Below are 26,847 nucleotides of genomic sequence, written 5' to 3'. Positions count from 1 at the left end.
TGCGGGCGTCCGCCGGCCGGAGCCGGAGAGAGAAGTCAGCGGCTCAGCGCACCGCTCGTGCGAGCCCTCCCCCAGCGCCCCCAAGCACCCCCCAAGCCCTCCAAGCGCCCGACAGGCGCCTTCAGGCACCCATCCCAGATGTTCAGTTCGTCGTGATCTTGACGACCCACGAGCCCGCCGCCGTACGGTTCTCCACTTCGACCTTCGCGTGTCCGCCCGGCACCGTGTAGCTCTCGCCGAGGCTCACGGGGGCGTCCGCGAGGGGCGGGTAGACCGACTGGTCCCAGCAGTCCTCCGAGCGTGGGTGGCCGTCCAGCACCTCGACCGGGCCGCCGCCCGACGCGGCCCCGCTGCGGATCCGGTACACGAGGACGCCCTCGGTGCAGGCCCCCGCGTCGTTGCCCGTGGACGCCCGTACCTCGAAGGCCAGCGCGCTGTCCCGTCCGGTGCGGACCACCGCGAGCTTCGTACCGCGTCCCGAGCCGAAGGGCTGCGCCCCGGGGCCCAGCGCCGGCGGCCCGGCCCCGATGAACTGGCCTGCGCTCCCGACGACCCGCCCGTCCCCGCCGACCGCCTGCGCCCCGGCACCGACCGTCAGCGCACCGGACCCGACGACCGTCCGCGCCTTCGACCCGGCGACCGCCCGCGCCGCACCGCCCTCCGGCACGGGCACCCCTGGCAAACCCTGACTCGGTCCCCCCGCCGACGCCGGCCCCGTCCCCAGTGGCTCCAGCGACAGCCGCGTACTGCCGCGGCCCGCGACGCACGCCACCTGCCGCGGGTCCAGCCAGCCCAGCTTCCACTTGTGCCAGCCGAACAGGTCCGGCGAGAGACCGAATTGGCTGCCCATGAGGTCCCAGTCCCCGACGTACGTGTCCCAGTCGCCGCGGTCGCCCGAGGGGCGGTGGTAGAGGTCCGGCAGGTCGAAGACGTGGCCCGTCTCGTGGGCCAGGACCAGCCGGTCCGGCGGGTGCTTCTCGAAGACCGTGACCACCCGCCGGATGTCCTTGCCGTCGGCGCGCAGCGGAGTGTCCAGGTTGACCACCTTCGTCGCGTCCGAGTCGACGCCGGGCGCGTCCGGATCGGCGACGAAGTAGACGATGTCGTAGCGGGAGAAGTCGATCTGCCGGTCCGACGCCTTGAGGGCGTCCCGTAGGTAGGCGCTCCGGCGCGCCGCGCTCCAGTCCCGCTGTATGGCGTAGGCCGTGGAGGGGTGCGGCATGCGGATCCAGTCGGCCCGCGGGTGCGGGCGCAGCGTGAACCGGCCGTACGAGGCACGCTCGAAGAAGCGGGAGGTGGCCGGAAAGTAGTCGGCCGTGAGTTCCGCGGGTGAGGTCGCCGGCCGCGCGTCCGGGAAGGACAGGAAGACCATTACCGCGTTCAGCGGGCGGGTGGGGCGCGGGTAGGAGGTGTTCCAGGAGTCGACGCCCTCGGAGTGGTGCGCCGGGGTGCGCTTCAGCGCACAGGGGGTCTGAAGTGGCCCGGCCAGCGCGGGACCGGAGATCAGCGAGGTCGCGGCGAGCGCGGTCATCGAGGTGAACACGGCGGCGGTGCTGCGCAGCCGGGGCGCCCCGTCCCGGGCGAGAGCCCGCAGAGTCTCGCGGGTGAGCCCCTTCAGTGGGAGCGGACGCGGCACGTTCGACCTCCGGATGCGGTTTTCAGGACACCGCATCCAGCCTCAGTCTTATCGTCACACTTCGCCCTGTTTGTCTGGTCCGTGAGAGTGAGAATGCCTGTTGGCCGACACCCCGGGCACTTACGGAACGTCACAAGCGATCGCCGCAGGAAGGAACGTGTCCAGGACCGAGCAGAAACGATCTGTCAGAAGGGGCGGTTGTTCCGCGAGACTGGACAATGGCTGGAAGGCCCCTGGGCCAACCTCTATGATCGGCACACTTTCCTGCATGGACACGGCTTGTGCGGCCTCATCCAAATGGCCGAGCACCCCGAAGAGACCCATACGAAGAACGACTGCACTGCGGGAGCGAGCGGTGAGCGGAACGCCCGAAGGGCCGGCGCCTACGGCAGACCTCGTCCGGTCGGCCGTCACGGAGAGTCACCATGGCACGTCCGACGGTGTGCCCACGGCGGTGCGCCCGCCGACGGGCGCACCGCCCGCCGCGGGCCCCGGGCCGTCCCCCGGCGCGCCCCCCGTGCCGTCCCCCGGCACGTCAGGGGCCGCCTTCGCCGCCGCGCCCCTCGCGATGGCCGTCGTCGACCGCGAGGGTCTGATCTCCGCTGCCAACGACTCGCTGGGCGCGCTGCTCGGCGCCGCCCCGGACGCGTTCGCCGGGCGGATCGCCGCGGATCTGGTGGACCTCAGCTCCGACGCCCGTACCTGGCACGCCTACCGCGAGGTGCTGCGCGGCCGGCAGGCCAGGCTCCGCTGCACCCGCCGGATCAAGCACCCCGACGGGCACTCGCTCTGGGTGCAGGTGACGGTCTCGCCTCTGCCGGGCGAGGAGGCCGTGCTGCTTTCGGTCGCCGACATCAGCTCACGGCGTGAACTTCAGGCCAGGTTGCGGCACTTGCAGATGCACGACCCGGTGACCCGGCTGCCCAACCGCACCCTGTTCTTCGAGCGCCTCACGGCCGCGCTCGAAGCGGCGGCGTACGAGGAGAGCGGGACCGGCCGGATCGGCCTGTGCTACCTGGACCTGGACGGCTTCAAGGCGGTCAACGACACTCTCGGGCACCGGGTGGGCGACCGGCTGCTCGCGGCGGTCGCCGAGCGGCTGACCCGCTGCGCCGACCAGGCGGGCTACGCGAGAACGGCCACGCCCCTGGTCGCCCGGCTCGGCGGCGACGAGTTCGCGCTGCTCGTCGACGACTCCACCGGCACCGATCAGCTCGCCGAGCTGGCCGAGGCCGTGCTCGACGCCCTTCAGGCCCCGTTCGACCTGGCGGGGCAGCGGATGTCGCTGTCGGCGTCCATCGGTGTCGTGGAGCGCAGGGCGGCGGGCACCAGCGCCACCGGTCTGATGCAGGCCGCGGACACGACGCTGTACTGGGCGAAGGCCGACGGCAAGGCCCGCTGGACGCTGTTCGACCCGGAGCGCAACGCGCACCGGATGACCCGCCAGGCGCTGGCCTCCACCCTGCGCCCGGCCGTCGACCGGGGTGAATTCGCCCTCGAATACCAGCCGTTGGTCAGCATGGAGGACGGCGGGGTGCGGGGCGTCGAGGCACTGGTGCGATGGAATCATCCGCAGTTCGGCGTACTGACGCCGAATCGGTTCATCGGACTGGCCGAGGAGGACGGTTCGATCGTCCAGCTCGGCCGCTGGGTGCTGGTCACCGCCTGCCGCCAGGCCCGGCGCTGGCAGCTCGACCACCCCGATCTGCCGCCGATCTTCGTCAGCGTGAACGTGGCGGTGCGCCAGGTGTGGGACTCCGATCTGGTCGCGGACGTGGCGCAGACCCTCGCGGAGACCGGACTCGCCCCCCAGCTCCTGCAACTGGAGCTCACCGAGTCGGCGGTGATGGGCTCGGCGGGCCGCCCGCTCCAGGCGCTCCAGGCGCTCAGCGACATGGGTGTGGGTATCGCGATCGACGACTTCGGCACCGGCTATTCGAACCTGGCCTACCTCAGCCGGCTGCCCGTCTCCGTACTGAAACTGGACGGTTCTTTCGTACGCGGTTTCCAGTACGAGAGCCGGGACGCGGCGGAGGCGGACGCCCGGTCCAACCCCGCCGACGCGGTCATCGTCGAGGCGCTGATCCAGCTCGCCCACCGGCTCGGCCTGTCGGTGACCGCCGAGTGCGTGGAGACCTCCGCGCAGGCGACCCGGCTGCGCGGGATCGGCTGCGACACCGGGCAGGGGTGGCTCTACTCACGCCCGGTGGCGCCGGACCGTATCTCCGAACTGATCGGCAGACCGGGCGTTCAGGCTCCGGCCGGCAACCCGTAGGCGTCCGCGATCAGTTCGTAGGAGCGCAGCCGTACGTCGCCGCTGTGGGCGTTGGCCGTGAGCATCAGCTCGTCGGCGCCGGTGCGCTTCTGGAGGTCGTCGAGGCCCGCCCGGACCTCGTCGGCGGTGCCGTGGATGACGTTGGCGTTCCAGCTGTCGATGAACTCGCGCTCCAGCGGCGAGAAGTCGTACGCCTCGGCCTCCTCGGGCGTGGGGACGAGGCCGGGGCGGCCGGTGCGCAGCCGGACCATGTTGAGGGCGGCGGCCATGACCTGGCGGCGGGCCTCCTTCTCGTCGTCCGTGGCGAGGGCGGAGACGCCGATCAGGGCGTACGGGGTGTCGAGGACGGCGCTCGGCCGGAAGGACTCGCGGTAGAGGTCCAGGGCCGGGATCGTGTTCTGCGCCGAGAAGTGGTGGGCGAAGGCGAACGGCAGGCCGAGGGTGCCGGCCAGGCGGGCGCTGAAGCCGGAGGAGCCGAGCAGCCAGACCGGCGGCCGGTGCGGGGACTGCACACCGCCGGGCGAGGTCGCCTGGACCGGCCCGGGGACGGCGTGGATGCGGGCGTAGGGGTGGCCGTCGGGGAAGTCGTCGTCCAGGAAGCGGATCAGTTCCGCGAGCTGCTGGGGGAAGTCGTCCGCGCCCTCATTGAGCCTGTCGGTGCGGCGCAGGGCGGCGGCGGTGGCGCCGTCGGTGCCGGGGGCACGGCCGAGGCCGAGGTCGATCCGGCCGGGGGCCATGGCCTCCAGCGTGCCGAACTGCTCGGCGATCACCAGGGGCGCGTGGTTGGGCAGCATCACGCCGCCCGAGCCGAGCCGGATGCGCTCCGTGTGGGCGGCCAGGTGGGCGAGGATCACGGCGGGCGAGGAGGAGGCGACGCCCGGCATGGAGTGGTGCTCGGCGACCCAGTAGCGGTGGAAGCCGCGGTTCTCGGCGAGCCGGGCGATCCGCACGCCGGTGCGCAGGGCGTCGGTCGCGGTGCGGCCCGCGCCGACCGTGACCAGGTCCAGTACGGACAGGGGTACCGGGGCGGTGCCCGGCGCCTCGCCGCGGATCTCGTCCGTGTTGTCCACTGCCGCCACGGGGGTGCCTCCTGTTGTCGGGCGTCGACTGCTCCGGGGGTTAACAGGAGGCTGTCCCCGTTTATTCCGGTGACCGGTGGCGGGCGGCGGCGTGCGCCGGTGCTCAGACCTGCACGATCGGCTCCCTGGTGAAGAGGGTGCCGAGGCGCGGCGCGTTCACCCGGCGGTCGGCCAGGCGCAGCGCCTCCCAGACGGTGACCTGGTTGGCGGTGAGGACCGGCTTGCCGAGGGCCTGCTCGACGGCCGTGAGGTGCGAGGCGGTGTGCAGGGCGGTGTCGGGCAGCAGGACGGCGTCGGCGTCGGGGTGGTCGCCCTCGCGGGCGAGCGCGAGTACCTCCGCCTCGCCCCAGGTGCCGACCTCCGCGGCCGTGACGACGCCCGCGCCGCGGACCGAGACGACCTCGACGCCGGCGTCCTTCAGGAACGCCGCGAAGAGCGCCGCGACATCTTCCGGATAGGTGGCCGCGACGGCGACCCGGCGCGCCCCGATCTCCTTGGCCGCGTGTGCGAACGCGAAGGACGTCGACGAGGCGGGCAGTCCCGCCGCGAGCGCCAGCGCGCGCACCTGTTCGTGCGCGCCGTCCCAGCCGTACACGAAGCTGCCGCTGGTGCACGCCCACACCACCGCCTCGGCGCCGGACAGCCGCAGCTCCTCGACGCCCGCCGCGAGCCGCGTGGCGGACCCCATCTCCAGGAGCGCGTCCACCCGGTGGGCGTCCTCGCCGATGTCGGTGTGCACCAGGGGAAGGCGGATGTCACTGCCCAGGAGCTGCTCGATGCGCGGATAATCGTCCTCGGCCGAGTGGCCCGGATAGAGGAATCCGAGTGCGGTCATGCCCAACCTTCCTGTTCTTCCGGCAGTACGGGCCCCTGCCGCGCGGCCCGGTCGATCAGCCGCTGGTAGGGCCCCACTGCCCGCGTACCCAGTTGGCGCAGCGCCGCCCACATCGTGACCTGGTTGGCCGAGATCACCGGGATCCGCAGCTCCGCCTCGAGCTGCGGGATGACGTCGTACGTCGGAAGGTTGGTGCAGCTGATGAAGAGGGCGTCGGCGGCGGTGTCGACCGCCAGGCGGGCCATGTCGACGACGTCGCGGTAGGGCACCTTCCAGATGTGCCTGGTCAGGCCCATGAAGGCCCGGCCCGTGACCAGGACCCCGGCCTCGGCGAGGTATTCCTGGAGCGCCTGCGTGACCGACACGGTGTACGGCGTGACCAGGGCTAATCGGCGGACGCCGAGCTCGGCCAGCGCGTCGACGAGGGCGCCGGAGGTGGTGACCGCGGGGACGGCGCCCGCCCGGATCATCGCCTCGCACATCGCCCGCTCACCGGGGATGCCGCCGACGAAACTGCCGGAGGCGCAGGCGTACGCGACGATCTCGGGGGCGACCTCGTTCAGCGCGCGGACCGCGTCGCCGAGGGTTTCGTGCTCGGAGACGATCCGGGCCAGATCGAGACTGACCTCGACGGGCACGAACGGTGTCCTGGTGAGATGGAGCGAGACCTCGTCCGGGACCCAGCGCCACAGCTCGCGGTCGAGGGCGAAGTCGAAGGGGGCGACGATACCGACACCGCGCTGCGGGCGCGGACCACCAAGGAAGGAAACGTCCACACAGACACCGGCCTCACGAAACGAAACGGGTGGGGGACGGACCGTGACGGGGTCCGTGTTGACCGAAGGTAGGTTCAGGTGCCAGCGTGGTCAATCCGCGCATCTCAGACGGCCGCGCCAACCTTCCCTCCCAGAGAAGCGGACCCGCATTGCGTAACGGTTTCGCCCCGATGTCCGATCGCCCGTCCGTTCCGGTTGTGCTCGTCCTGGACGCCGATCCGCCGCCCCGGCTCGGCCGGTTGACCGGGCGGGTACGCGTCACGCACGCCGACGAATCGACCCTGGCGGAGCTGCTGCCCGCCGCCGACGTCCTGCTCGTGTGGGACTTCACCTCGCACGCGGTACGCCGCGCGTGGCCCGGCGCGGGCCCCAGACCGCGCTGGGTGCACACCGCGAGCGCCGGAGTGGACCACCTGATGTGCGCCGAACTCGCCGCGTCCGACACGGTGGTGACCAACGCGCGCGGCGTCTTCGACGGCCCGATCGCCGAGTACGTCGCGGCCCTCGTCCTCGCCCTGGCCAAGGACCTGCCGCGCTCCTGGGAGTCGCAGCGCGCGCACCGGTGGCACCACCGCGAGTCGCAGCGGGTGGCGGGCACGCGCGCGTGCGTGGTGGGCTCCGGTCCGATCGGGCACGCGATCGCCGCCGTCCTCAGGGCGCTCGGCATCACGACGGCGCTGGTGGGGCGCACGGAGCAGACGGACGTGCACGGGCCGGAGGACCTGGACCGGCTGATCGCGCGCGCCGACTGGGTGGTGTCCGCGGCACCGCTCACCGACGCCACGCGCGGCATGTTCGACGCCCGCCGCTTCGCGCTCATGCAGCCGTCGGCGCGGTTCGTGAACGTGGGGCGCGGACAGCTCGTCGACGAAGCGGCGCTGGCCGCAGCGCTGGCCGGGCGGGGGATCGCGGGCGCGGCCCTGGACGTCTTCCAGCACGAACCGCTCGGCCCGGACAGCCCGCTGTGGGACGCGCCGGGGCTGCTGGTCTCGCCGCACATGAGCGGGGACACGATCGGCTGGCGGGACGAACTCGGCACACAGTTCATCGAGTTGTACGAGCGCTGGGCGGCCGGGAAACCGCTGCGGAACGTGGTGGACAAGGAACGCGGGTACGTACCCGGGCACTGAACGCACGCAGGGTGAAACACCCGCAGGGCACGCAACTCGCGCAGGGCGCTGACCCCTTGGAGGGCGGATGACCGAGCTCACCGAGCTGACCGCGGTACAACTCCTCGACGGCTACCGCAAGGGCGATTTCAGCCCTGAGGACGCGACCCGGGCGGCCCTGGAACGGGCCGGGCGGATCCAGGGCGCCGTGAACGCCTTCGTACGGTTCGACGCGGAAGAGGCGCGGGCGCGGGCCCGGGAGTCGGCGGACCGCTGGCGGCGCGGGGAGCCGGCCGGGCTTTTGGACGGCGTGCCGGTCACCGTGAAGGACATCTTCCTCCAGCGCGGCGGCCCGACGCTGCGCGGTTCGCGGACCGTCGAGGCGGCCGGGCGCTGGGACGAGGACGCGCCCGCGGTGGCCCGGCTGCGCGAGCACGGCGCGGTGTTCCTTGGCCGCACGACGACGCCGGAGTTCGGCTGGAAGGGCGTGACGGACTCGCCGCTGTCCGGGGTGACGCGCAACCCGTACGACCTGACGCGCACGGCGGGCGGCTCCAGCGGCGGGAGCGCGGCGGCCGTGGCGCTCGGCGCGGGCCCGCTGTCACTGGGCACCGACGGCGGCGGCAGCGTCCGTATCCCGGCCGCCTTCTGCGGGATCTTCGCGCTGAAACCGACGTACGGGCGGGTGCCGCTGTATCCGGCGAGCGCGTTCGGCACGCTCGCCCACGCCGGGCCGATGACCAGGGACGTCGCCGACGCGGCGCTGATGATGGACGTGATCTGCGGGCCCGACGCACGCGACTGGTCGGCGCTGGAACCGGCGCGCGGGTCGTTCTCGGACGGGCTCGGGGACGGGGTGCGGGGGCTGCGGGTCGCCTACTCGCCCTCGCTCGGCGGGCAGGTCGCGGTGCGGCCCGCGGTCGCCGCCGCGGTGCGCCGCGCGGTGGAGCGCCTGGCGGGGCTCGGCGCCCATGTGACGGAGACCGACCCGGACTTCACCGATCCGGTCGAGGCGTTCCACGTGCTCTGGTTCAGCGGGGCGGCCCGGGTCACCCAGCGGCTGGGGCCGCGGCAGCGGGAACTGCTCGACCCAGGTCTCAAGGAGATCTGCGCGCTCGGCGCCGGGTACGGGGCGCTCGACTACCTGGCCGCCGTCGACGTACGGATGGCGCTGGGGCGGCGGATGGGCCGCTTCCACGAGTCGTACGACGTGCTGGTCACGCCGACACTGCCGCTGACCGCGTTCGAGGCGGGCGTGGAGGCGCCCGCCGGGTCGGGCCACCGCCGGTGGACGGGCTGGACCCCGTTCACGTACCCCTTCAACCTCACCCAGCAGCCCGCGGCGACCGTGCCCGTCGGGACGGCTCCCGACGGGCTGCCGGTCGGCCTTCAGATCGTGGCCGCCCGGCACCGCGACGACCTGGTCCTGCGGACGGCCCACGCCCTGTACGAGGCGGGCGCGGCGGGGGTGGCCCCGCCGGTCCTGGAGCCGGCGTCGGCGTCGTGACGGACGCTCGGCCGGCCGGTGCTCACGCCCGCCGGAAGCTGAGCGTCTCCCCCGCCGCGCCCGTGCGCCACAGGTCGTTGCTCGCCTCCGCGAGCGCGTCGAGGCCCTCCGTGATCTGACCCCAGACGATGCCGGGCACCCAGCCCACGTCGCCGTTGATCAGCAGGTTGTTGCGCTCGTAGAACAGGGCGAGGTCGACGACCGTGGTGCCCGCCCGGTGCTCGGTGTCGTAGCCGTACGCCTTGGAGCCCAACTCGGCTCCGGCGAAGGAGAAATAACACAGATCGCCCGGGATCGGAGTGATGGTGGGATTCTCCATCGGTGGCTCTTGTGCCGCGAACGGCGGGAAAAGGGCGTAGATCTCATTGCGCGCGTACTTCGCGTGGTAGACGTCGCCGCTCAGCGGCAGCGCCTCCCACACCGCCGCGCAGGTGATCGGCGCGCGGTCGTCGAGGAGTTTCGCCTTGCCGTGGACACCCCGCTTGAGCAGGGACACTTCGATGTAGCGATCGGCCATGCCCTCCATGGTCCAGCCGCGGTCAAGGGGACGCGCCCGGACCTGGGCCGAAATTGACCCGCATGATTCATCCCAAGTCGGGTAAGCGCGCCGCCATGGCTCCACCACATAGGTACGAAGCTCAGGACTCAGACATAAGAAGACCGAGCCGGCGAACGCTGCTCACGGGTGCCTCGGCGCTCGCGGCGGCCGGCGCGCTCGGTGCTGCGGGCTGCAGCCGCGTGGACACGGGCGATCTGCTCGAACGGCTCAAGGCCCAGGGTGTGGTCCGCCTCGGCATCGCCGGAGAGATCCCCTTCGGTTACATCGACAAGAACGGTGACCTGACCGGCGAGGCGCCGGAACTGGCGAAGGTCGTCTTCAAGCGGCTCGGCATCGACCGGGTCCAGCCGGTCCCGACGGAGTTCGGCTCCCTCATACCCGGGCTCAACTCCCAGCAGTTCGACGTGGTGTCGGCGGGCATGTACATCAACGCCGAGCGCTGCGAACAGGTCCTCTTCGCCGACCCGGACTACCAGATGCTGGACGCCTTCATCGTCCGCAAGGGCAATCCCAAGGGGCTCCACAGTTACAAGGACGTCGTGGAGAAGAAGGCGAAGTTCGCCACCGGCACCGGCTACGCGGAGATCGCGTACGCCGTCGAGGCCGGGTACAAGGAGAGCGACATCCTGATCGTGCCGGACCAGGTGGCCGGCCTGAACGCCGTGGAGGCGGGGCGCGTCGACGTCTTCGCCGGTACGGCGCTCACCACGCGCTCCGTGGTGCGCAAGTCGGCCAAGGCGGAGTCCACCAAGCCGTTCGCCCCGCTGGTCAAGGGCAAGCCGCACATCGACGGCGGCGGTTTCGCGTTCCGGCTCACCGAGACCAGGCTGCGCGACGCCTTCAACGCCGAGCTGGCGAAGATGAAGAAGAGCGGCGAGGTCTTCCGGATCCTCAAGCCGTTCGGCTTCACCCAGGACGAGATGACGGACATGACCGCGAAGGAGCTCTGTCGCGGATGACATCGGGTCTGTGGGAACTCGTCCTCAACGGCGTCTGGGTCACCATTCAACTGCTCGTGCTCAGTGCCCTGGTGGCCGGAGCCGTCTCCTTCACCGTCGGTATCGCGCGCACCAGCCGGCTGTGGATCGTCCGCTTCCTCGCGGGCTTCTACACCGAGGTGTTCCGCGGCACCTCCGCGCTCGTCATGATCTTCTGGGTGTTCTTCGTGCTGCCGCTGGCCTTCGGCTGGCAGCTGGTGCCGCTGTGGGCGGGCACCCTGGCACTGGGACTGACCTACGGCGCCTACGGTGCCGAGATCGTGCGCGGCGCGCTCAACTCCGTCGATCCGGCCCAGCGCGAGGGCGGTATCGCGCTCAGCTTCACGCCCTGGCAGCGGATGCGGCTGATCCTGCTGCCGCAGGCGGTGCCGGAGATGATCCCTCCCTTCTCCAACCTGCTGGTGGAGCTGCTCAAGGGGACCGCCCTGGTCTCCGTCATGGGCATGGGCGACCTCGCCTTCAGCGGCAACCTGGTACGGCTCGCCCTCCAGGAGAGCGCGGAGATCTACACGTACATCCTGCTGATCTACTTCGTCATCGCCTTCCTGCTCACGCGGGTGATGCGCGGCCTGGAACGGAAGCTGAAGGCCGGGGTCGGGAAACCGTCCGAGTCCGGGAAGAAGCGTGAACTGACGCGTCCCGAGAACACCGGGATCGGTGCCGGCGGAGGTGTCGCATGAACTGGGACTGGGACGCGGTCTGGGACTTCATGCCGCAGTTCTGGGACGGGCTGCTGGTCACGCTCCAGGCACTGGTGCTCGGCTCGCTGCTCTCCTTCTCGCTCGGCCTGGTGTGGGCGCTGCTGATGCGGGCCCCCACGCGCTGGGTGCGCTGGCCGGTCGGGGTCGTCACGGAGTTCATCCGCAACACCCCGCTGCTGGTGCAGCTGTTCTTCTTCTTCTACGTGATGCCCGAGTGGGGCGTGACGTTCTCCGCGCTGACCACCGGCGTGATCGCGATCGGGCTGCACTACTCGACGTACACGATGCAGGTCTACCGGGCCGGCATCGAGGCGGTGCCCGTCGGGCAGTGGGAGGCGGCCACGGCGCTGAACCTGCCGCTGCGCCGGACGTGGACCGCGGTGATCCTGCCGCAGGCGATCCGCCGGGTCGTGCCCGCGCTGGGCAACTACGTCATCTCCATGCTCAAGGACACGCCCCTGCTCATGGCGATCACCGTGCTGGAGATGCTCGGCGAGGCACGGCTGTTCTCGCAGGAGCACTTCCAGTTCACCGAGCCGCTGACCGTCATCGGCGTGGCCTTCATCCTCATTTCGTACCCGGCTTCCCTCCTCATGCGAGCCCTGGAGCGTCGTCTTGTCCGCTGACACCAATCCCGCAGAAGACGCAGGCAGCGTCGTGAATTCCCCGGTGGACGGCAGCGAGCTGATCCGCTTCGACAAGGTCACCAAGCGGTTCGGGCAGCACACCGTGCTCGACGAGCTGGACTTCACGGTCGACTCCGGCAAGCACGTCACGCTGATCGGCCCGTCCGGCTCCGGCAAGACGACGATCCTGCGGCTGCTGATGACCCTGCTCAAGCCCGACGAGGGCACCATCAAGGTGGGCGGCGACTACCTGTCCCACGAGGAGAAGAACGGCAAGCTGGTGCCGGCCGGCGAGAAGCACATCCGCGAGGTCCGCAAGAACATCGGGATGGTCTTCCAGCAGTTCAACCTCTTCCCCAACATGAAGGTGCTGCGCAACATCACCGAGGCGCCCGTCACCGTCCTCGGCCTGTCCAAGGACGAGGCCGAGCAGCGGGCCCGGGACCTGCTCGACCTGGTGGGACTCACCGACCATCTCGACAAGTACCCGAGCCAGCTCTCCGGCGGCCAGCAGCAGCGGGTGGCGATCGCCAGAGCCCTGGCGATGCGGCCCCAGGTGCTGCTGCTCGACGAGGTGACGTCCGCGCTCGACCCCGAGCTGGTCGCGGGCGTCCTCGACGTGCTGCGCGACATCGCCCGCACCACCGACATCACGATGCTCTGCGTCACCCACGAGATGAACTTCGCCCGGGACATCTCCGACCAGGTGCTGATGTTCGACTCAGGGCGGGTCATCGAGGCCGGATCGCCGGAGAAGATCTTCAGCGAGCCCGAGCACGACCGGACCCGGGAGTTCCTCGGCGCCGTGCTGTGACACCGGCACCGCCGGACGGCTCGGCCGTCCGGCGGCCGGGCATGTCCGTGGCATATGCCAGGGTGGCGAGCCGCTGCTGAGGCAGGTAAGGAGCAGGCAAAACGCCGCCCCATTTGGCCGATAGCCGCCCCGGGCAAACTTCTCGCCCCTATCGTGGAGGGAGCCCGCTGTCCGGGCGTTCCTGTCCGAGCGGGGCCGAAAAGCGCGGGGGGAAACCGTGGCGCTGAAGAACGAGCCGACCGCGCCGTACCACTCGGCCCAGGAGGCGCTGCGTCTCCTGGAGACGGTGACACGGCACCCGACCGGCGTCACCGACGCCGAACTGGCCCGCGGCCTCGGCCTCGGCACGGAGCGGCTGACCACCCTCCTGCGGATGCTGGCCCGCGAGGGTTACGTGGAGCAGATCACCGAAGGCGTCTTCGTCCCCGGCGCAGCCCTCGGCAGACTCGGCTCCGCTCACGGCCGTGACCAGGCCCTCCGCGACAAGCTCCAGCACACCCTCGACCGGCTGCGCGACTCGGTGGGCGCCGCCGTCTACATCAGCCGCTACATCGACGGCGAGGTCCGGGTCACCCAGTGCGCGGCGGGCCCGGCGACCCCGGCGGTGCACGAGTGGGTGGACTTCCGCTCCGCCGCGCACGCCAGCGCGGTCGGCAAGAGCCTGCTCGGCCAGCTCGATCTGAACGGCCGGCGCGACCATCTCGCCCGCCACAAGATGGCCCGGCTCACCTCGCGCACCATCACCAGCGAGCGGGTCCTGCTCAGCGCGCTCGACGCCCAGCCGCCCACGGTGCCGGTCCTCGACCTCCAGGAGTACGCGGTCGGCACGGTCTGCGCGGCGGTCCCCATCACGGCGGGCTCGGCCGTCGGCTGCCTCGCGCTGTCGCTCCCGGTCGAGCACGCCCACCGGCTGCGGCGGGCCGCGGAGAGCCTGAACCGGGGTGCGGCCCCGGTCCTGCTGTCACTGGCCCTGTAGCCGATCGATCTTGGTCATCACCACCCCACCGGACCAGGTAGTATTTCTTTTGTCGCCCGACGCGAAAGCGAAAGGCGGGAGTCATGCGCCGCTAGCTCAGTTGGTTAGAGCAGCTGACTCTTAATCAGCGGGTCCGGGGTTCGAGTCCCTGGCGGCGCACGATGGCGATGGCGAGGCGTGTTCGCGGAAAGCGCGAACCACCTCGCCATCGTTGTTTCTGCACGGCTTCGCCGCGCGTCGTGGGGGCTACGCCACCCACACCCCCACTCGCGTCGATCCGGTCCCGGCGTTTTCCGGTGACCGGTTCGCGGGGACGCGGACCGGCCCACCGGCTTCTCACGTCCTGGTCGCAGGCTTTCTCACGTCCGGGTTGCGCTATCCCCGCAGGAAGGCCAGTACCGCCAGGACCCGGCGGTGGGTGTCCTGGGCGGGTGGCAGGTCCAGTTTGCCGAGTATGTTCCCTATGTGTTTGCCGACGGCGGCCTCCGTGACGACCAAGTCGCGGGCGATCGCGCCGTTCGACCTGCCCTCCGCCACCAGCGTGAGCACCTCGCGCTCGCGGGGCGTCAGCGCCACCAGCGGGTCGCGTCGGCGCCGCAGCAGTTGCCGTACCACCTCGGGGTCGACGACCGTGCCGCCGGCCGCGACCCGGGTCACCGCCTCGGCGAACTGCTCGACCTGGCCGATCCGGTCCTTGAGCAGATAGCCGACGCCGGTGCCGTCCCCGGTGTCCAGCAGCTCGGCGGCGTACGCGCGCTGCACGTACTGGCTGAGCACCAGGACCGGCAGCGCGGGGTCGGCGGCGCGCAGGGCGAGGGCCGCGCGCAGCCCCTCGTCCTGGTGGCCCGGCGGCATCCGGACGTCGGTGACGACGAGGTCGGGCGCGTGTTCCGGGACCGCCGCGAGGAGCGCGTCCGCGTCGCCGACGGCCGCGACGACCTCGTGCCCGAAGCGGGCGAGCACCCCGACGAGCCCTTCGCGCAGCAGCACGCTGTCCTCGGCGAGCACGATTCTCAGGCGGGCAGACACGGGATCTCCAGTCGCAGCACGGTCGGCCCGCCGGCGGGGCTCGTGACGGTCAGTGTGCCATCGAGCACGGCGAGCCGGTCGGCGAGCCCGGCCAGTCCCGTGCCCCTCGCCGGGTCGGCGCCGCCCGTCCCGTCGTCGCGTACCTCCATCGCCAGCCACCCGTCCCCGTACCGCCCCTCGATCCACGCCCGGCGGGCGCCGCTGTGCCGGCCGACGTTCGCGAGCGCCTCCCGGGCGGCGAAGTACGCGGCGGACTCGACGGCCTCGGGCAGGCGCGGCAGCTCGGCCGTCACCTCGACCGGTACGGCGGAGCGGTCGGCGGCGTCGGTGAGCGCGTCGGCGAGGCCGTAGTCGGCGAGGACGCGCGGGTGGATGCCGTGGATCAGCTCGCGCAGTTCGTCCAGGACCCGGCCCGCCTCGCGGTGCGCGTCGTCGAGCCGGGCGGCCAGTTCCGGCGGGGCGTCCAGGCGCAGCAGTCCGAGGCGCATGCTCAGTGCGACCAGGCGTTGCTGGGCGCCGTCGTGCAGATCGCGCTCGATCCGCCGCCGCTCGGCCTCGAACGCGGCCACCAGGCGGGCCCGCGAGCGGGTCACCTCGGCCAGCCGCTGTTCGGCCGCGCGGGGTTCGAGGAGCAACCGGGTGAGGGCGGCGCGGGCCCGGGCGTACCTGCTCAGGGGCCAGGTGAGGGCGAGCAGGAGTACGGCGCCCGCGGCCGTGCACAGGGCGGCCTGCGGGTAGCCGTCGATCAGCCAGAGCTTGACGATCCGGGTGTCGTCGCCGGAGAGGGCGAGCTGGAGGGGCGCGCCGAGCAGGACGCACGGGACGGCGACCGCCGCCGTCAGCGCCAGCAGGTCGAGCGGCCACAGGACGAGGGCGAGCAGGGCGGCGTGGCCGAGCTCGCGCCAGGTGGCCGGTTCGGTGAGCCGGAGCCGGGCCCAGGCGGCGAGGCCCGGCTCGGCGGGGGTGCGGTGCGGGTTGGCCCAGGGCGGTCCGGGGGCGAGCAGCCGGGCGCGCCACCGTTCCAGGATCCCGACGGGTACGCCCGCCAGCGCGAGCAGCGCCAGCAGCGGCAGGCCCACGAGGACGGGGGCGAGGGCGACGCCGGTGACGGCGAGCACGGTCAGGCCCAGGCAGAGCGGGAGGCCGACGAGCACGCCGGTGAGGAGGTAGGCGACCGCCCGCAGCGGGTCCCGGCCGAGGTGGCTGATCATGCGCACACGGTAGGCGGCACGCCTCGGCAACGGCCATATGCGCAGCGGGCGTTACGGGGGTAGGGGCAGCCCTACCCCGCAGGCACAGGGGCGCCCCTACCGTCAGGGTCGCAGGGGCGCCCCTACCCCCAGGGGCGTACGGGCGGGCCCCACCGTCAGGGTCGCAGGGGCGGCCCCACCCTCGGGGGCATACGGCGCCCCTACCCCTGCGGGCGCAGGAGCGGCCCCTACCGTCAGGGGCATACGGGCGGGGCCCCACACCCAGGGGCGCAGAAGCGGCCCCACCCTCGGGAGGGCATACGCCGCCCCTACCCCCGCGGGCGCAGAAGCGGCCCTACCCCAGGGGCGTACGGGCGGCCACCCCCGTGGGCGTACGGGCGGCCACCCCGTGGGCGTACGGGCGGCCCTGCCCTCCACGGGCCGTCCCGTCTCAGCCGTATCCGTCCAGCAGTTCCGCGCGGCCGTGCGCCCGGTACTGGGCGAGCAGCGCCCGGGTGTCCTGCTCGCGCAGCGGCCGGTAGGCGCTCTCCCCCGGCGGCCGCCACCACACGGGCCCCGGGCAGCGGAAACCGGCCCGGCGCAGCTCGACCCGGTGGATCTTGTTGGTGGCGGTGACGGGCATCCGGTCCACGATCCGTACGAAGCGGGGGGCCATCTTGGTGCCCAGGTCCGGCTGGGCGAGCAGGAACTCGGCGAAGGCGAGCGGGTCGAAGGGGGCGGCCCCGTCGGGCGGGGCGAGCGCGGCCATCACCTGGTCGCCCGCCACCGGGTCGGGGACCGCGTACACGGCGACGGCGGCGGCGCCCCGGTAGCGGGCGAGGATGTGCTCGATGGCCGCGGCGGCCAGGTTCTCGCTGTCGACCCGCAGCCTGTCCTCCGTGCGGCCCGCGAAGAACAGGAAGCCGTCCGCGTCGCGGTAGAAGAGGTCGCCGGTCCAGTACCAGTCGCCGCCGGTCCCGGCCCGGCCCGGGCGCCGCCGGGCGGCCTCGGCCTCCGGGTTGCGCCAGTACCCCTCGAAGGCACAGGTCCCGCGGTTGACCAGCTCCCCGATGGCGTCGCCGCCGTTGAGGAGCCTGCCGTCGGTGTCGAAGACGGCCGCCGGGCACTCCTCGCCCGTCGCCGGGTCGACCACGGCGAGGTCGTCGCCGGGTGCCGCGCGGCCGACGGCGCCGGGCGGTGTCCCGGGCGTCCGCCGGACCGCGGCTCCGCCCTCCGAGGACCCGTAGCCCTCGACGAGCCGCACGCCGAAGCGGCGCTCGAAGGCCGCCGCGTCGACGGGGCCCGCCTCGGTGCCGAAGCCGGTGCGCAGCGGGTTGTCGTGGTCGTCGGGGCGGGCCGGGGTCGCCAGGACGTACTGGACGGCCCGGCCGACATAGGTGAAGTACGTGGCGCCCGAGGCCCGTACGTCCGGCAGGAAGCCGGATGCCGAGAAGCGCCGGCGCAGCGCGGTCGCGGCGCCCGCGGCGAGGGCGGGCGCCCAGTCGGCGATCACGGCGTTGCCATGGAACATCGGCATGCAGATGTAGTGCACGTCGTCGCGGCGCACCGCGAAGTGCTCCGCGAGCGCGTGCCCGGCCGCCGCCAGCCGCCCCTGGGTGACGATCGCCGCCTTGGGGGCGCCGGTGGATCCGGAGGTGAAGCAGAGCAGGAGCCGGTCGGACGGGGCCGCCCGCGAGCCGTCCGGTCGCGCGCCCGTGTACGGGACGAGCAGCTCGGTGTATGTGTCCGTGCCGGTGACCAGGAGGCGTACGCCGGGCAGGTCGAGGCCGTCGAGGAGCGGCAGGTGGGCCGGCTCGGTGACCAGGATCCGGCATTCGGTGTGCAGGATGTCGCGGGCCAGTTCGGGGCCGCGGCGGGTGGGGTTGATCCCGGCGACGGCCGCTCGGGCGAGGGCCGCCGCACCCAGCCACATGGGGTACTCGGGGACGTTGTCGAGGAGCACCCCGAGGTGCGGCGGCGCGCCCTGCGGCAGCAGGTCGGCCAGCAGCGCCGCCCGCGCCGCCGCGCCCGCGGCCACCCGGTGCTGACTGACCGTCCGCCCCTCGAACCACATCCCCGCCCGGTGATCACCCCACCGCTCCGCCACCAGCTCCGCGACGGTGGGTCTGGAGGAGTCCATGCGGCGCACCGTAACTGACGACACGTCAGGTATGCACCGCGGGAACCGGCCGACCACCGGCGTGCACCGCGACCCGACATGGCCGCGGCGCACGGCGTCCTGGGCGGGACCCGTCAGAAGGTGACGTCCGAGCAGGCGTAGAAGGCGTTCGACGTGTCGGCGATCGTCCACACCGCGAGGATGACGTGGTGGCCGCTGAGGCCGCTGGGGATGGTGCCGCTGTGCGAGAGCGTGGCCGGCGGCTGCTGGTTGTTGTAGGGGACGGTGAGGAACGGCGTGGTGTTCAGGTCCGCGCGGGTCAGTGCGTGGTTCTGGTTCCAGCCGCTCCTGGTGATGTAGTACTTGAAGTCGGTCGTGGCGTGCCGGGCCGTGAACTGCCAGCGGAACGTGTAGCTCTGCCCGCCGGTGACCTTGGTTGTCGGCCAGGCGCCGCCGTCCGGCTTGGCCGGCTTGTCGAGCGCGCCGAAGTTGGTGTGGTTCGCGGAACAGATCTGTCCGTCGGCGGGCCCGGACGCGGGGAAGCCCTTGGGGCCCTCGACGCTCTGCGGCTCCCACTGGATGTCACCGCAGCCGGTCACGGTGCCGTTCTGGCAGAGCTTCTGCCGGCTGACGGGGAGGTCGGTGTAGCCGTGCCCGCTCGCGCCACCGGCCGAGAGCACCAGGGCTCCGGCGGTGGCCAGACCGAGCGCCCCGGCGTACCACTTCGCTTTTCTTCCGGGCGTGCGTATGCGCATGCTGCCGCTCCTGGAGGACGTGGGGGAAGTTCTCGTGAGCTGTGCGTGAGCCGTGCGCGCGCTCTTCAGGTCTAGACCAAGCCCAGATTATGACCGACAGTTGAACATGTCCATACCAATGGACGAGGCAGTTGCTCCCGGCGACCCCGGCGCACGGCCGGGATCTACGAGGACTCCCCGGAGCCGTCCGGACCGGGGCCTACGAAGACTCCCCGAAGCCGTCCGGACCGGGGCCTACGAAGACTCCCCTGACCGGCCCGTGCAGAACGCCACCGTCAAGTCCTTGACCAGCGCCTTGCGTTCGTAGTCGTCCAGCTCGACCAGGCCGCGCCGGGTCAGCCGGGTCACCGTGTCCTCGACCGAGTCGACCACGGAGGTCAGCACGGTGTCGCGGTGCTGCGCGTCCAGCGCCGCGATCCGGCGCCGCCGCATCAGGGCGGCGACCTCCGGCGCGTACTCGACCCGCACCGGCTGAGCCGAGAACACCTCGATGCCGACCGGTGCCGCGTCCGCCGCCACCAGCCGGGTCAGCGCGTCGCCGACCGCCCCGGTGTCGCGGAGCGTCGCGCCGTCCTCGCCGAACCGGCCGCGCAGCACCGCCGGCACATCGGCAGGGCGTTGCGAGAAGACCCGCCCGAGCGCCGCCTCCACGCATTCGCGCAGATACGACTCGTGATCCTCGACGCCCAGCGCCGCCCGCGCGGTGTCCTTCACCCGCCACACCACGAGCACCACCGCCCGCAGCCCGACCCCGTTCGCGTCCACCGCGGCGAGCGGCTCACTGCGCCAGTGCCGCAGCCGTACGTCGATCCGGCGGCGCAGCACCAGCGGGTTGACCCACATCAGCCCGGTGCGCCGGACCGTGCCGCGGTACCGCCCGAAGAGGCCGAGCACCCACGCCCGCCCGGCCCGTCCCCGCGCCAGCCCGCCGAAGCCGAACAGACCGAGGGCGCCCGCCCCGGCGAACGCCGCCCACTGGGCCGGGCCGAGCCCCGCACCCGCGGCCGCCTGCCCGGTCAGCGCCTGCGTCACGGGCGCCGGAAGCACACCGGCCCACCAGGAGGTGAGGGCGCATCCGGCCACCCCGCAGGCCCCGGCCAGCACACCCGCCGCCCCGGGCAGCACCCGCGCCGGGCGCTCCGCCAGCTCCGGGTCGACCTCCGGGACCGGTCGGGCCGGTACGGGCGCGGGGCGCCGGACCCGCGGCTGCTCGCCGGTGCCGCGCCGCCGGCCCACCACGGCGGGCGCCATCGGCACCGCCACCGGGGCGAGTTCGTCGCGGAACAGCAGGTGCACCGGGATTTCGGTGGTCGACTCGTTCTGGATGAGCCGGGCGGGCCGCGATCCGCCCTCCGGCACGGGTTCGGACGGTGCAGACGGTGCAGACGGTTCGGACCGTGCGGTCGATACGGACGGTGTGGTCGATACGGACGGTGTGGTCGGTACGGATCCGGAGGGTGCCGGCTCGGACGCCGGGGTCCGTTCGGCCGCGGCCTGCCGGCTCGTCGCGGCCCGTTCGCCCGTCCTGGTCCGCCGGCTCGTCGCGGCCTGTTCGCCCGTCCTGATCTGCCGGCTCGTCGCGGCCTGTTCGCCCGTCCTGATCTGCCGGCTCGTCGCGGCCTGTTCGCCCGTCCTGATCTGCCGGCTCGTCGCGGCCTGTTCGCCCGTCCTGGTCTGCCGGCTCGTCGCGGCCTGTTCGCCCGTCGCGGCCGGTGCGGTCGCCGTGGTCTTCTCGGTCGTCGTGGTCATAGCTGCCTCCATGCCTCCGCGCCTGGAAGTGTGGTCTTGAGCTGCGCCGACGCGCCCCGCGCCGGTTCCGGCCGCCGGGTCAGGCGAAGAGCCGCCGCCAGGTCTCGGGCCCCGGATAGCCGTCCGCCGCGCCGCCGCGCCAGCCCTGGGCCCGCTGGAACGCCTCGACGTTGCGCCGGTCCGCCTCCGACCAGCGCGGCCCGGGACCCCGGGTGTAGTGCCGCCCGAACCCCTTCTTCACCAGTTGCCGGCCGAGCCGGGTGACGTACGCGTTGTCCGCGCCGGGCCGGAACAGCGCGCGCCCCGGATAGCCGGGCACCCCGTGCGAGGAGCCGCCCTGTCCCGCACCGGCGCCCGCCGGGATGTTCCGCCCCTTCTTGCCGGCCAGGTACGACCAGGTGACCGGGCCCGGCAGCCCGTCCGCCGCCGCCCCGCGCCAGCCCTGCGCCCGCTGGAACGCCCGGGTGGCCCGCCGGTCCGCCTCCGTCCAGCGCGGCCCGGGCCCCGACGCGTAGAAGCGGGCGCCGCCGCGGGCCGCGAGCATCCGGCCGAGCCGGGTGACGTGCGGGTTGTTCGCCCCGGGCCCGAAGTACAGCGCCCCCGGGTACGCGGCCCCCTTCCCGTCCCCGCCGCTCGTGCCGCCGCCCGGACCCTCCGGCGCGGGCACGCCGCCGCCCGGCGTCTCGCTCAGCCCCTTGTAGCGGTAGGCCACATAGCGCTCGGAATTGCTCCAGTACGCGTAAGGGGTCGCCTTCCTGCGGGTCTCCGGAGGGGTCTGTTCGTAGGCGACGTAATACGTCCGGGTTTCGTCCGTCCAGCCCCCGAAGATGGTCACGTGCGATCCCTTGTTGGGGTCGTCCGGGTTGTGGAAGAGCAGGATGTCGCCGTTCTGGAGCTGGTCCTTGCCGATGCGGGTGCCGAACTTCTGCAGGCTGCCCGTCCATTCGTTGGCGTCCAGGTGCCAGGCCATCGAGACGAAGCCGGAACAGTCCTGCCGGTAACCGTCCTTCCAGTACTTGGTCATGCTGTACGGCACCTTCGCCTCGACCCAGGTCGTGGCCCGCTTGATGATCTCGGCCCGGGTGATCAGGGGCGCCCTGGCCGCGTTCACCGGCCGGATCTGCGCACCCCCGGGACCATGCAGCGGCGACCGGCCACCCTGCGGGGTGTCACCGTCGTCACCCGCCCCGTCGTCACCCGCCCGGTCGTCACCTGGTCCGCCGTCACCCGCCCTGCCGTCACCTGCGGGAGCGCCCGGCAGGGCGGGTCCGTGGGCGGCCGCGGCCGCCGGTGCCGGATGGCCCGCGGCGAGCACGGTGCCGGTCACCGCGGCCAGCGCGAGCGCCCCGCGCGCGGCCGGGCGCCCGGTCGGCGGCACGCCCCGTTCGAGCGCCACCGGGCGCCCCCGCACGGGCGCACCGGCGGCCCGGTCCCGGCCGGTCCGCCGTACGCAGCCGGGGCACTCGCAGTCGCCCGCCGGATCGATCTCCTCGAATACCGGAGTCGGCATGCGATTCCCCTCACACTCCATGTGGAAATGTCCGCACTTCTGCACGTTCGTCAGTTTCGCAACTGTTCGCGAAAGTCGCATGCTGACGGTCCGAATGATGTACAGGCCCCCCTCCGCGCCCGCCCGCCGGTGCCGCCCGCGGTCCGGACCACTCGCCGGGGTCGGGTAGAGTTCTCCAGGTCAGCGCGCGCCGCTAGCTCAGTTGGTTAGAGCAGCTGACTCTTAATCAGCGGGTCCGGGGTTCGAGTCCCTGGCGGCGCACAGACCTACGGGGTCCCTCGTCAATCACGAGGGACCCCGTAGTCATTTCGGACCACTTATTCGCGCAGACGTCCCATTCGCTGAGGTATGACCGGCAAACACCGCGTTTCGCATCTTGCGATCATGCTGAACGCCATAGAACCCTGGGCCGTAAGAGACTGTGGATACACGGCGATTTGGGGGGCTAGGACCGGTTACGCGCGGTGGGGGCAGGGGGTTCCCGCCGGCTGATGCCGAGGGGGCGTTCGCGACGGTCCAGGGGGGACCCGCGCGGACGCATTGAACCGACGAACACGCACCGACCGTGCGTGTTGGGGGGATGAACTCATGACGTCGACGCCGACGGGCGCCCGACAGGGCTTCGACCCGTCAGAGACGACCCAGCTCAGGGTGGATTCGCACCGGACCGGCGGCTTCCGCCGGATAAGAAAGTCGCTGCCGCGCTACGACTACGAGCACTACAGCCGGCTCGCCGGCCCCCTCACCCAGCCCGACCCGGCCAGACCGTACAAGGTGCAGTACCGCTCGCTGCTGTCGCAGGAGCCGCACCGGCTGCGGGCCGCCCTGATGCTCGGCGCCGCGCCGCTGCTGTCCCTGGTCCTGCTGACCTGGCTGCTCCAGCCGGCGCACTGGACCGAGCGCGACTACCCGGCGTACGACTTCCTGCCGGCGCTCGACACCGTGATGCTGGTCTCGATCGGTCTGATCGAGTTCTTCCGCTGCATGAACGTGCTGTCGAACGCGCACGCCACCCTGATCGCCCGCGACCCGGTCCCGGTGGTGCCGGAGACCGGCACAAGAGTCGCCTTCCTCACCTCCTTCGTGCCCGGCAAGGAGCCCCTCGAGATGGTGACGAAGACCCTGGAGGCCGCCGTCAGGCTGCGCCACCGGGGCCTTCTGCACATCTGGCTCCTCGACGAGGGCGACGACCCGGAGGTGAAGGCGGTCTGCGAGCGCCTCGGCGTGCACCACTTCACCCGCAAGGGCGTCGCGCGGTGGAACCGGCCCAAGGGCCCGCACCGCGCGAAGACCAAGCACGGCAACTACAACGCCTGGCTCGACGCCCACGGCGACGCCTACGACTTCTTCGCCTCCGTCGACACCGACCACGTACCGCTGCCCAACTACCTGGAGCGGATGCTCGGCTTCTTCCGCGACCCGGACGTCGGCTTCGTGATCGGCCCGCAGGTCTACGGCAACTACGACACGTTCGTCACCAAGGCCGCCGAGTCGCAGCAGTTCCTCTTCCACGCGCTGATCCAGCGCGCGGGCAACTTCTACGGGTCACCGATGTTCGTCGGCACCTCCAACGCCGTACGCATCAGGGCACTGAAGCAGATCGGCGGCCTGTACGACTCGATCACCGAGGACATGGCGACCGGCTTCGAGATCCACCGGGCGAAGAACCCGGCGACCGGCCGGAAGTGGCGCTCGGTCTACACCCCCGACGTACTCGCCGTCGGCGAGGGCCCGAACGCCTGGACGGACTTCTTCACCCAGCAGCTCCGCTGGTCGCGCGGCACCTACGAGACGATCCTCAAGCAGTACTGGAAGGGCTTCTTCTCGCTGCCTCCGGGCAAGCTCTTCAACTACACGATGATGATCATCTTCTATCCGATGTCGGCCCTCAACTGGATCCTCGCGGCGCTGAGCTGCGCCCTCTTCCTGGGCCTTGGCGCCTCGGGCGTGAACATCGACCCGGCGGTCTGGCTGATGCTGTACGGCAACGCCTCGGCGCTCCAGATCGGCCTGTACATCTGGAACCGCAGGCACAACGTCTCCCCGCACGAGCCCGAGGGCTCCGGCGGCGTGGCGGGCATGGTGATGTCGGCACTGTCGGCGCCGATCTACGCCCGCTCGCTGATGGACGCGGTGCTGCGCCGCAAGAGCAAGTTCGTGGTGACCCCGAAGGGTGACTCGGCGAGCCCCGACACCCTGTTCGGGACCTTCCGGATCCACCTGTTCTTCATCCTCGTCTTCGCCGGTTCGATCGCCGCGTCCTTCGTCTACGGACACTCCCACCCGGCCATGCTGACCTGGGCCTCCTTCGCGCTGCTGATCACCGCCTCGCCGATCTTCGCCTGGCGCTGGACACTGCGGCAGACGAAGAAGCGGGCCGCCGCGGAGCCGCGGGACGCCGAGCCGCGCGACGCCGTGCCGGTCGGGGTGCCGGGCCCCGCCCCGCACGCCCCGCACGCCCCGCACGCGCCGCAGCCCAAGCCGAGCTGGGCCGCCGCGCAGGGCGGCCACGCGAGCCGCCCGGCCGGCTCCGAACAGACCGTGCAGATCGCCCTCGGGGGACGTGAGAAATGAAGGACCGGGCAGGCCGCCGTCGCGCCCGCCGCCTGGCGATCGGCGCGGCGGTGGTCCTCGCACTGGCCGGAATGAACGGGCCCTGGCTGTACCGCTTCGGGACGGAGCAGTACCACGAGTACAAGATCAACCAACCGGAGTACAAGGCCAGGAACGGGCACTGGGACATCGTCGAGTTCCCGAAGCAGTTCCGGCAGAACACCATTCACGCGGCGCTGCTGCACACCGGCAAGATCCTGCTGATCGCCGGTTCCGGAAACAACCAGGACAATTTCAACGCGAAGCGGTTCGACACGCGTATCTGGGACCCGGCGAAAGGCACGATCAAAAAGATCAGCACGCCCAAGGACCTGTTCTGCACGGGCCACACCCAGCTCGCCAACGGCAATCTGCTGATCGCGGGCGGCACCAAGCGCTACGAGAAGCTGAAGGGCGACGTCACCAAGGCCGGCGGCCTGATGATCGTGCACAACGAGAGCCCGGACAAGCCGGTCACCGTCCCCGCGGGCACGAAATTCACCGGCAAGGAGAACCACAAGACCTTCGTCTCGAAGGACCCGGTGGTCGTGGAGCGGGCGACGAAGGTCTTCGACAAGAAGACGGGGAAGTTCCTGCGCAACGACCCGGGGCTTGGCCGCATCTACGTCGAGGCAGAACGGCGCGGCAAGCGGTACGAGACCGGTACGCAGGACAATTACCGGATCGCCGGGCTGAAAGGCGCCGACGCGCGCAACACGTACGGCATCGCGCAGAAGCTCGCCCTCGACAAGAAGGACTTCCAGGGCATCCGGGACGCCTTCGAATTCGATCCGGTCGCCGAGAAGTACATCAAGGTCGACCCGATGGAAGAGGCCCGCTGGTATCCGACGCTGACCACGCTGTCCGACGGGAAAATCCTCAGCCTCTCCGGTCTGGACGAGATCGGCCAGCTCGTCCCGGGCAAGAACGAGGTCTTCGACCCCAAGACCAGGAAATGGGCGTACACCAAGGGCGTCCGCCAGTTCCCGACCTATCCGGCGATCACCCTGATGCAGAACGGCAAGCTGTTCTACTCCGGCTCCAACGCGGGCTACGGACCCGACAACGTGGGCCGCGACCCGGGCATCTGGGACCTGGCGAGCAACAGGTTCACCAAGATCCCCGGGATGAGCGACCCGAAGCTCCTGGAGACATCCGGCACGGTGCTGCTGCCGCCCGCGCAGAACGAGAAGTACATGGTCATCGGGGGCGGCGGGGTCGGCGAGTCCGAGCGGTCGAGCAACCACACCCGGATCGTCGACCTGCTGGCGAAGAAGCCGCGGTTCAGGGACGGCCCGAGGCTGGAGAAGGGCACCCGCTATCCGCAGTACTCGATCCTGCCCGACGACACCGTGCTGGTGTCCGGCGGCTCCGAGGACTACCGCGGACGCGGCGACTCCAACATCCTCCAGGCCCGGATCTACGACGGCGGGACCAACGCCTTCAAACGGGTGGCCGATCCGTTGGTCGGCCGCAACTACCACTCCGGGTCGATCCTGCTCCCCGACGGCCGCGTGATGTTCTTCGGCTCCGACTCGCTCTACGCCGACAAGGCGAACACCAAGCCCGGCACGTTCGAGCAGCGCATCGAGATCTACACCCCGCCCTACCTCTACCGGGACTCGCGCCCGTCGCTGTCCGGCGGCCCGAAGACCGTGAAGCGGGGCGGCTCCGCGACCTTCTCGACCGCGCACGCGTCGGCCGTCAGGGCGGCCCGGCTGATCCGGCCGAGCGCGTCCACGCACGTCACCGACGTCGACCAGAAGTCCATCGCGCTGAAGCTGAAGCGGTCGGAACACACGGTGACGGTGACCGTCCCGAAGAACCGGAACCTGGTGGAGTCCGGCTGGTACATGCTCTTCGTGACGGACGACCAGGGGACACCGAGCAAGGCGCAGTGGGTGAAGGTGCCGTAGGACCGCCGCGCCCGTACGTGGCTGGGACCGCCGCGCCCGTACGTGGCTGGGACCGCCGCGCCCGTACGTGGCTGGGGGCGCCCTTCGTGCGAAGGG

At 71.8% G+C, this 26,847-nt stretch carries 22 protein-coding genes and 2 tRNA genes; 13 read left to right on the top strand and 11 right to left on the bottom strand.

Annotated elements, in window-relative coordinates; genetic code table 11:
• Positions 1-142 precede the first annotated feature (142 nt).
• Positions 143-1,636 (bottom strand): M6 family metalloprotease domain-containing protein, encoded by a 1,494-nt coding sequence (locus tag ACFV6E_RS34290; protein WP_385177931.1) that lies wholly within the window; start codon positions 1,634-1,636, stop codon positions 143-145.
• Positions 1,637-1,991: 355 nt separating this feature from the next.
• Here ACFV6E_RS34290 and ACFV6E_RS34285 point away from each other — a divergent pair, with 355 nt between their 5' ends.
• Positions 1,992-3,911, top strand: coding sequence for a putative bifunctional diguanylate cyclase/phosphodiesterase (locus ACFV6E_RS34285; RefSeq protein WP_385467023.1), 1,920 nt, complete (start codon positions 1,992-1,994; stop codon positions 3,909-3,911).
• Here the strand turns inward: ACFV6E_RS34285 and ACFV6E_RS34280 are convergent.
• The 3 genes from ACFV6E_RS34280 to ACFV6E_RS34270 form a co-directional block, all read right to left on the bottom strand.
• Positions 3,887-4,990, bottom strand: coding sequence for an LLM class flavin-dependent oxidoreductase (locus ACFV6E_RS34280; RefSeq protein ID WP_385170745.1), 1,104 nt, complete (start codon positions 4,988-4,990; stop codon positions 3,887-3,889). The two genes, ACFV6E_RS34285 and ACFV6E_RS34280, sit on opposite strands and share 25 nt — an antisense overlap.
• 103 nt (positions 4,991-5,093) lie before the next feature.
• Complete coding sequence (locus ACFV6E_RS34275; RefSeq protein ID WP_385170742.1) at positions 5,094-5,825, bottom strand: decarboxylase; 732 nt, start codon at positions 5,823-5,825, stop codon at positions 5,094-5,096.
• The gene (locus tag ACFV6E_RS34270) at positions 5,822-6,601 is read right to left on the bottom strand and encodes a decarboxylase (protein ID WP_385170739.1); all 780 of its coding nucleotides are present in this window, start codon (positions 6,599-6,601) and stop codon (positions 5,822-5,824) included. The genes ACFV6E_RS34275 and ACFV6E_RS34270 overlap by 4 nt, the downstream gene beginning before the upstream one ends.
• Positions 6,602-6,771: 170 nt before the next feature.
• Here ACFV6E_RS34270 and ACFV6E_RS34265 point away from each other — a divergent pair, with 170 nt between their 5' ends.
• Together ACFV6E_RS34265 and ACFV6E_RS34260 are read left to right on the top strand one after the other, a co-directional pair.
• Positions 6,772-7,731, top strand: coding sequence for a D-2-hydroxyacid dehydrogenase (locus ACFV6E_RS34265; protein WP_385170736.1), 960 nt, complete (start codon positions 6,772-6,774; stop codon positions 7,729-7,731).
• 67 nt (positions 7,732-7,798) lie between these two features.
• Positions 7,799-9,217 carry an amidase gene (locus tag ACFV6E_RS34260; protein WP_385170735.1) on the top strand — a complete coding sequence of 473 codons (1,419 nt, stop codon included), beginning with the start codon at positions 7,799-7,801 and terminating at the stop codon, positions 9,215-9,217.
• Positions 9,218-9,239: 22 nt separating this feature from the next.
• Here ACFV6E_RS34260 and ACFV6E_RS34255 read toward each other — a convergent pair whose 3' ends face one another.
• On the bottom strand, positions 9,240-9,734 hold the full coding sequence (locus tag ACFV6E_RS34255) for a DUF3830 family protein (RefSeq protein ID WP_385170732.1): 495 nt from the start codon (positions 9,732-9,734) through the stop codon (positions 9,240-9,242).
• Between the two features lie 95 nt (positions 9,735-9,829).
• Between ACFV6E_RS34255 and ehuB the strand changes: the two genes are divergently transcribed.
• The 6 genes from ehuB to ACFV6E_RS34225 all read left to right on the top strand — a co-directional run bounded on the left by ehuB (position 9,830) and on the right by ACFV6E_RS34225 (position 14,050).
• The gene (ehuB, locus tag ACFV6E_RS34250; RefSeq protein ID WP_385467020.1) at positions 9,830-10,735 is read left to right on the top strand and encodes an ectoine/hydroxyectoine ABC transporter substrate-binding protein EhuB; all 906 of its coding nucleotides are present in this window, start codon (positions 9,830-9,832) and stop codon (positions 10,733-10,735) included.
• On the top strand, positions 10,732-11,454 hold the full coding sequence (gene ehuC / locus ACFV6E_RS34245; protein ID WP_385170726.1) for an ectoine/hydroxyectoine ABC transporter permease subunit EhuC: 723 nt from the start codon (positions 10,732-10,734) through the stop codon (positions 11,452-11,454). The genes ehuB and ehuC overlap by 4 nt, the downstream gene beginning before the upstream one ends.
• Complete coding sequence (gene ehuD, locus ACFV6E_RS34240; protein ID WP_385170723.1) at positions 11,451-12,101, top strand: ectoine/hydroxyectoine ABC transporter permease subunit EhuD; 651 nt, start codon at positions 11,451-11,453, stop codon at positions 12,099-12,101. The genes ehuC and ehuD overlap by 4 nt, the downstream gene beginning before the upstream one ends.
• Positions 12,091-12,915, top strand: coding sequence for an ectoine/hydroxyectoine ABC transporter ATP-binding protein EhuA (gene ehuA, locus ACFV6E_RS34235; protein ID WP_385170721.1), 825 nt, complete (start codon positions 12,091-12,093; stop codon positions 12,913-12,915). Before ehuD ends, ehuA begins: the two co-directional genes overlap by 11 nt.
• Before the next feature lie 217 nt (positions 12,916-13,132).
• Complete coding sequence (locus ACFV6E_RS34230) at positions 13,133-13,891, top strand: IclR family transcriptional regulator (RefSeq protein ID WP_385170718.1); 759 nt, start codon at positions 13,133-13,135, stop codon at positions 13,889-13,891.
• Between the two features lie 85 nt (positions 13,892-13,976).
• A tRNA-Lys gene (locus tag ACFV6E_RS34225) sits at positions 13,977-14,050 on the top strand.
• A 216-nt stretch (positions 14,051-14,266) separates the two neighbouring features.
• Here ACFV6E_RS34225 and ACFV6E_RS34220 read toward each other — a convergent pair.
• From ACFV6E_RS34220 to ACFV6E_RS34200, 5 genes are all read right to left on the bottom strand, one after another.
• Entirely contained in the window at positions 14,267-14,920 is a 654-nt protein-coding gene (locus tag ACFV6E_RS34220; protein WP_385170715.1) for a response regulator transcription factor, read from the bottom strand.
• On the bottom strand, positions 14,905-16,131 hold the full coding sequence (locus ACFV6E_RS34215; protein ID WP_385467017.1) for a sensor histidine kinase: 1,227 nt from the start codon (positions 16,129-16,131) through the stop codon (positions 14,905-14,907). The genes ACFV6E_RS34220 and ACFV6E_RS34215 overlap by 16 nt, the downstream gene beginning before the upstream one ends.
• A gap of 430 nt (positions 16,132-16,561) precedes the next feature.
• Positions 16,562-18,250, bottom strand: coding sequence for an AMP-binding protein (locus tag ACFV6E_RS34210; protein ID WP_385467014.1), 1,689 nt, complete (start codon positions 18,248-18,250; stop codon positions 16,562-16,564).
• Between the two features lie 113 nt (positions 18,251-18,363).
• The gene (locus tag ACFV6E_RS34205; protein WP_385170706.1) at positions 18,364-18,984 is read right to left on the bottom strand and encodes a lytic polysaccharide monooxygenase; all 621 of its coding nucleotides are present in this window, start codon (positions 18,982-18,984) and stop codon (positions 18,364-18,366) included.
• A 234-nt stretch (positions 18,985-19,218) separates the two neighbouring features.
• The gene (locus ACFV6E_RS34200; RefSeq protein ID WP_385170704.1) at positions 19,219-20,343 is read right to left on the bottom strand and encodes an SPFH domain-containing protein; all 1,125 of its coding nucleotides are present in this window, start codon (positions 20,341-20,343) and stop codon (positions 19,219-19,221) included.
• 58 nt (positions 20,344-20,401) lie between these two features.
• On the opposite strand from ACFV6E_RS34200, the gene ACFV6E_RS34195 reads away from it, so the two are divergent.
• A complete protein-coding gene (locus tag ACFV6E_RS34195; protein WP_385467012.1) occupies positions 20,402-20,773 on the top strand; it encodes a hypothetical protein in 372 nt (123 codons plus the stop codon).
• Positions 20,774-20,812: 39 nt separating this feature from the next.
• On the opposite strand, the gene ACFV6E_RS34190 is transcribed toward ACFV6E_RS34195, so the two are convergent.
• Positions 20,813-22,243 (bottom strand): peptidoglycan-binding protein, encoded by a 1,431-nt coding sequence (locus tag ACFV6E_RS34190; RefSeq protein WP_385467009.1) that lies wholly within the window; start codon positions 22,241-22,243, stop codon positions 20,813-20,815.
• A 187-nt stretch (positions 22,244-22,430) separates the two neighbouring features.
• Here ACFV6E_RS34190 and ACFV6E_RS34185 point away from each other — a divergent pair.
• From ACFV6E_RS34185 to ACFV6E_RS34175, 3 genes are all read left to right on the top strand, one after another.
• A tRNA-Lys gene (locus ACFV6E_RS34185) sits at positions 22,431-22,504 on the top strand.
• Between the two features lie 327 nt (positions 22,505-22,831).
• Entirely contained in the window at positions 22,832-24,817 is a 1,986-nt protein-coding gene (locus ACFV6E_RS34180) for a glycosyltransferase family 2 protein (protein WP_385467006.1), read from the top strand.
• Positions 24,814-26,751: a galactose oxidase-like domain-containing protein gene (locus ACFV6E_RS34175; protein ID WP_385467003.1), complete on the top strand. Its 1,938-nt coding sequence runs from the start codon at positions 24,814-24,816 to the stop codon at positions 26,749-26,751. The genes ACFV6E_RS34180 and ACFV6E_RS34175 overlap by 4 nt, the downstream gene beginning before the upstream one ends.
• Positions 26,752-26,847: the final 96 nt, after the last annotated feature.

The organism is Streptomyces sp. NPDC059785 (genome assembly GCF_042732375.1).
Lineage (GTDB): Bacteria > Actinomycetota > Actinomycetes > Streptomycetales > Streptomycetaceae > Streptomyces.
Note: the sequence above shows the minus strand (reverse complement) of the source record. Positions and strands in the feature narration are given on the sequence as shown.

Coding starts and splice junctions, on each gene's coding strand:
- ehuC (WP_385170726.1), top strand. CDS start 10,732: ATGACATCGGGTCTGTGGGAACTCGTCCTCAACGGCGTCTGGGTCACC.
- ACFV6E_RS34210 (WP_385467014.1), bottom strand. CDS start 18,250: ATGGACTCCTCCAGACCCACCGTCGCGGAGCTGGTGGCGGAGCGGTGG.
- ACFV6E_RS34190 (WP_385467009.1), bottom strand. CDS start 22,243: ATGCCGACTCCGGTATTCGAGGAGATCGATCCGGCGGGCGACTGCGAG.
- ACFV6E_RS34260 (WP_385170735.1), top strand. CDS start 7,799: ATGACCGAGCTCACCGAGCTGACCGCGGTACAACTCCTCGACGGCTAC.
- ehuD (WP_385170723.1), top strand. CDS start 11,451: ATGAACTGGGACTGGGACGCGGTCTGGGACTTCATGCCGCAGTTCTGG.
- ACFV6E_RS34175 (WP_385467003.1), top strand. CDS start 24,814: ATGAAGGACCGGGCAGGCCGCCGTCGCGCCCGCCGCCTGGCGATCGGC.
- ACFV6E_RS34205 (WP_385170706.1), bottom strand. CDS start 18,984: ATGCGCATACGCACGCCCGGAAGAAAAGCGAAGTGGTACGCCGGGGCG.
- ACFV6E_RS34265 (WP_385170736.1), top strand. CDS start 6,772: ATGTCCGATCGCCCGTCCGTTCCGGTTGTGCTCGTCCTGGACGCCGAT.
- ACFV6E_RS34215 (WP_385467017.1), bottom strand. CDS start 16,131: ATGATCAGCCACCTCGGCCGGGACCCGCTGCGGGCGGTCGCCTACCTC.
- ACFV6E_RS34255 (WP_385170732.1), bottom strand. CDS start 9,734: ATGGCCGATCGCTACATCGAAGTGTCCCTGCTCAAGCGGGGTGTCCAC.
- ehuB (WP_385467020.1), top strand. CDS start 9,830: ATGGCTCCACCACATAGGTACGAAGCTCAGGACTCAGACATAAGAAGA.
- ACFV6E_RS34180 (WP_385467006.1), top strand. CDS start 22,832: ATGACGTCGACGCCGACGGGCGCCCGACAGGGCTTCGACCCGTCAGAG.
- ACFV6E_RS34275 (WP_385170742.1), bottom strand. CDS start 5,825: ATGACCGCACTCGGATTCCTCTATCCGGGCCACTCGGCCGAGGACGAT.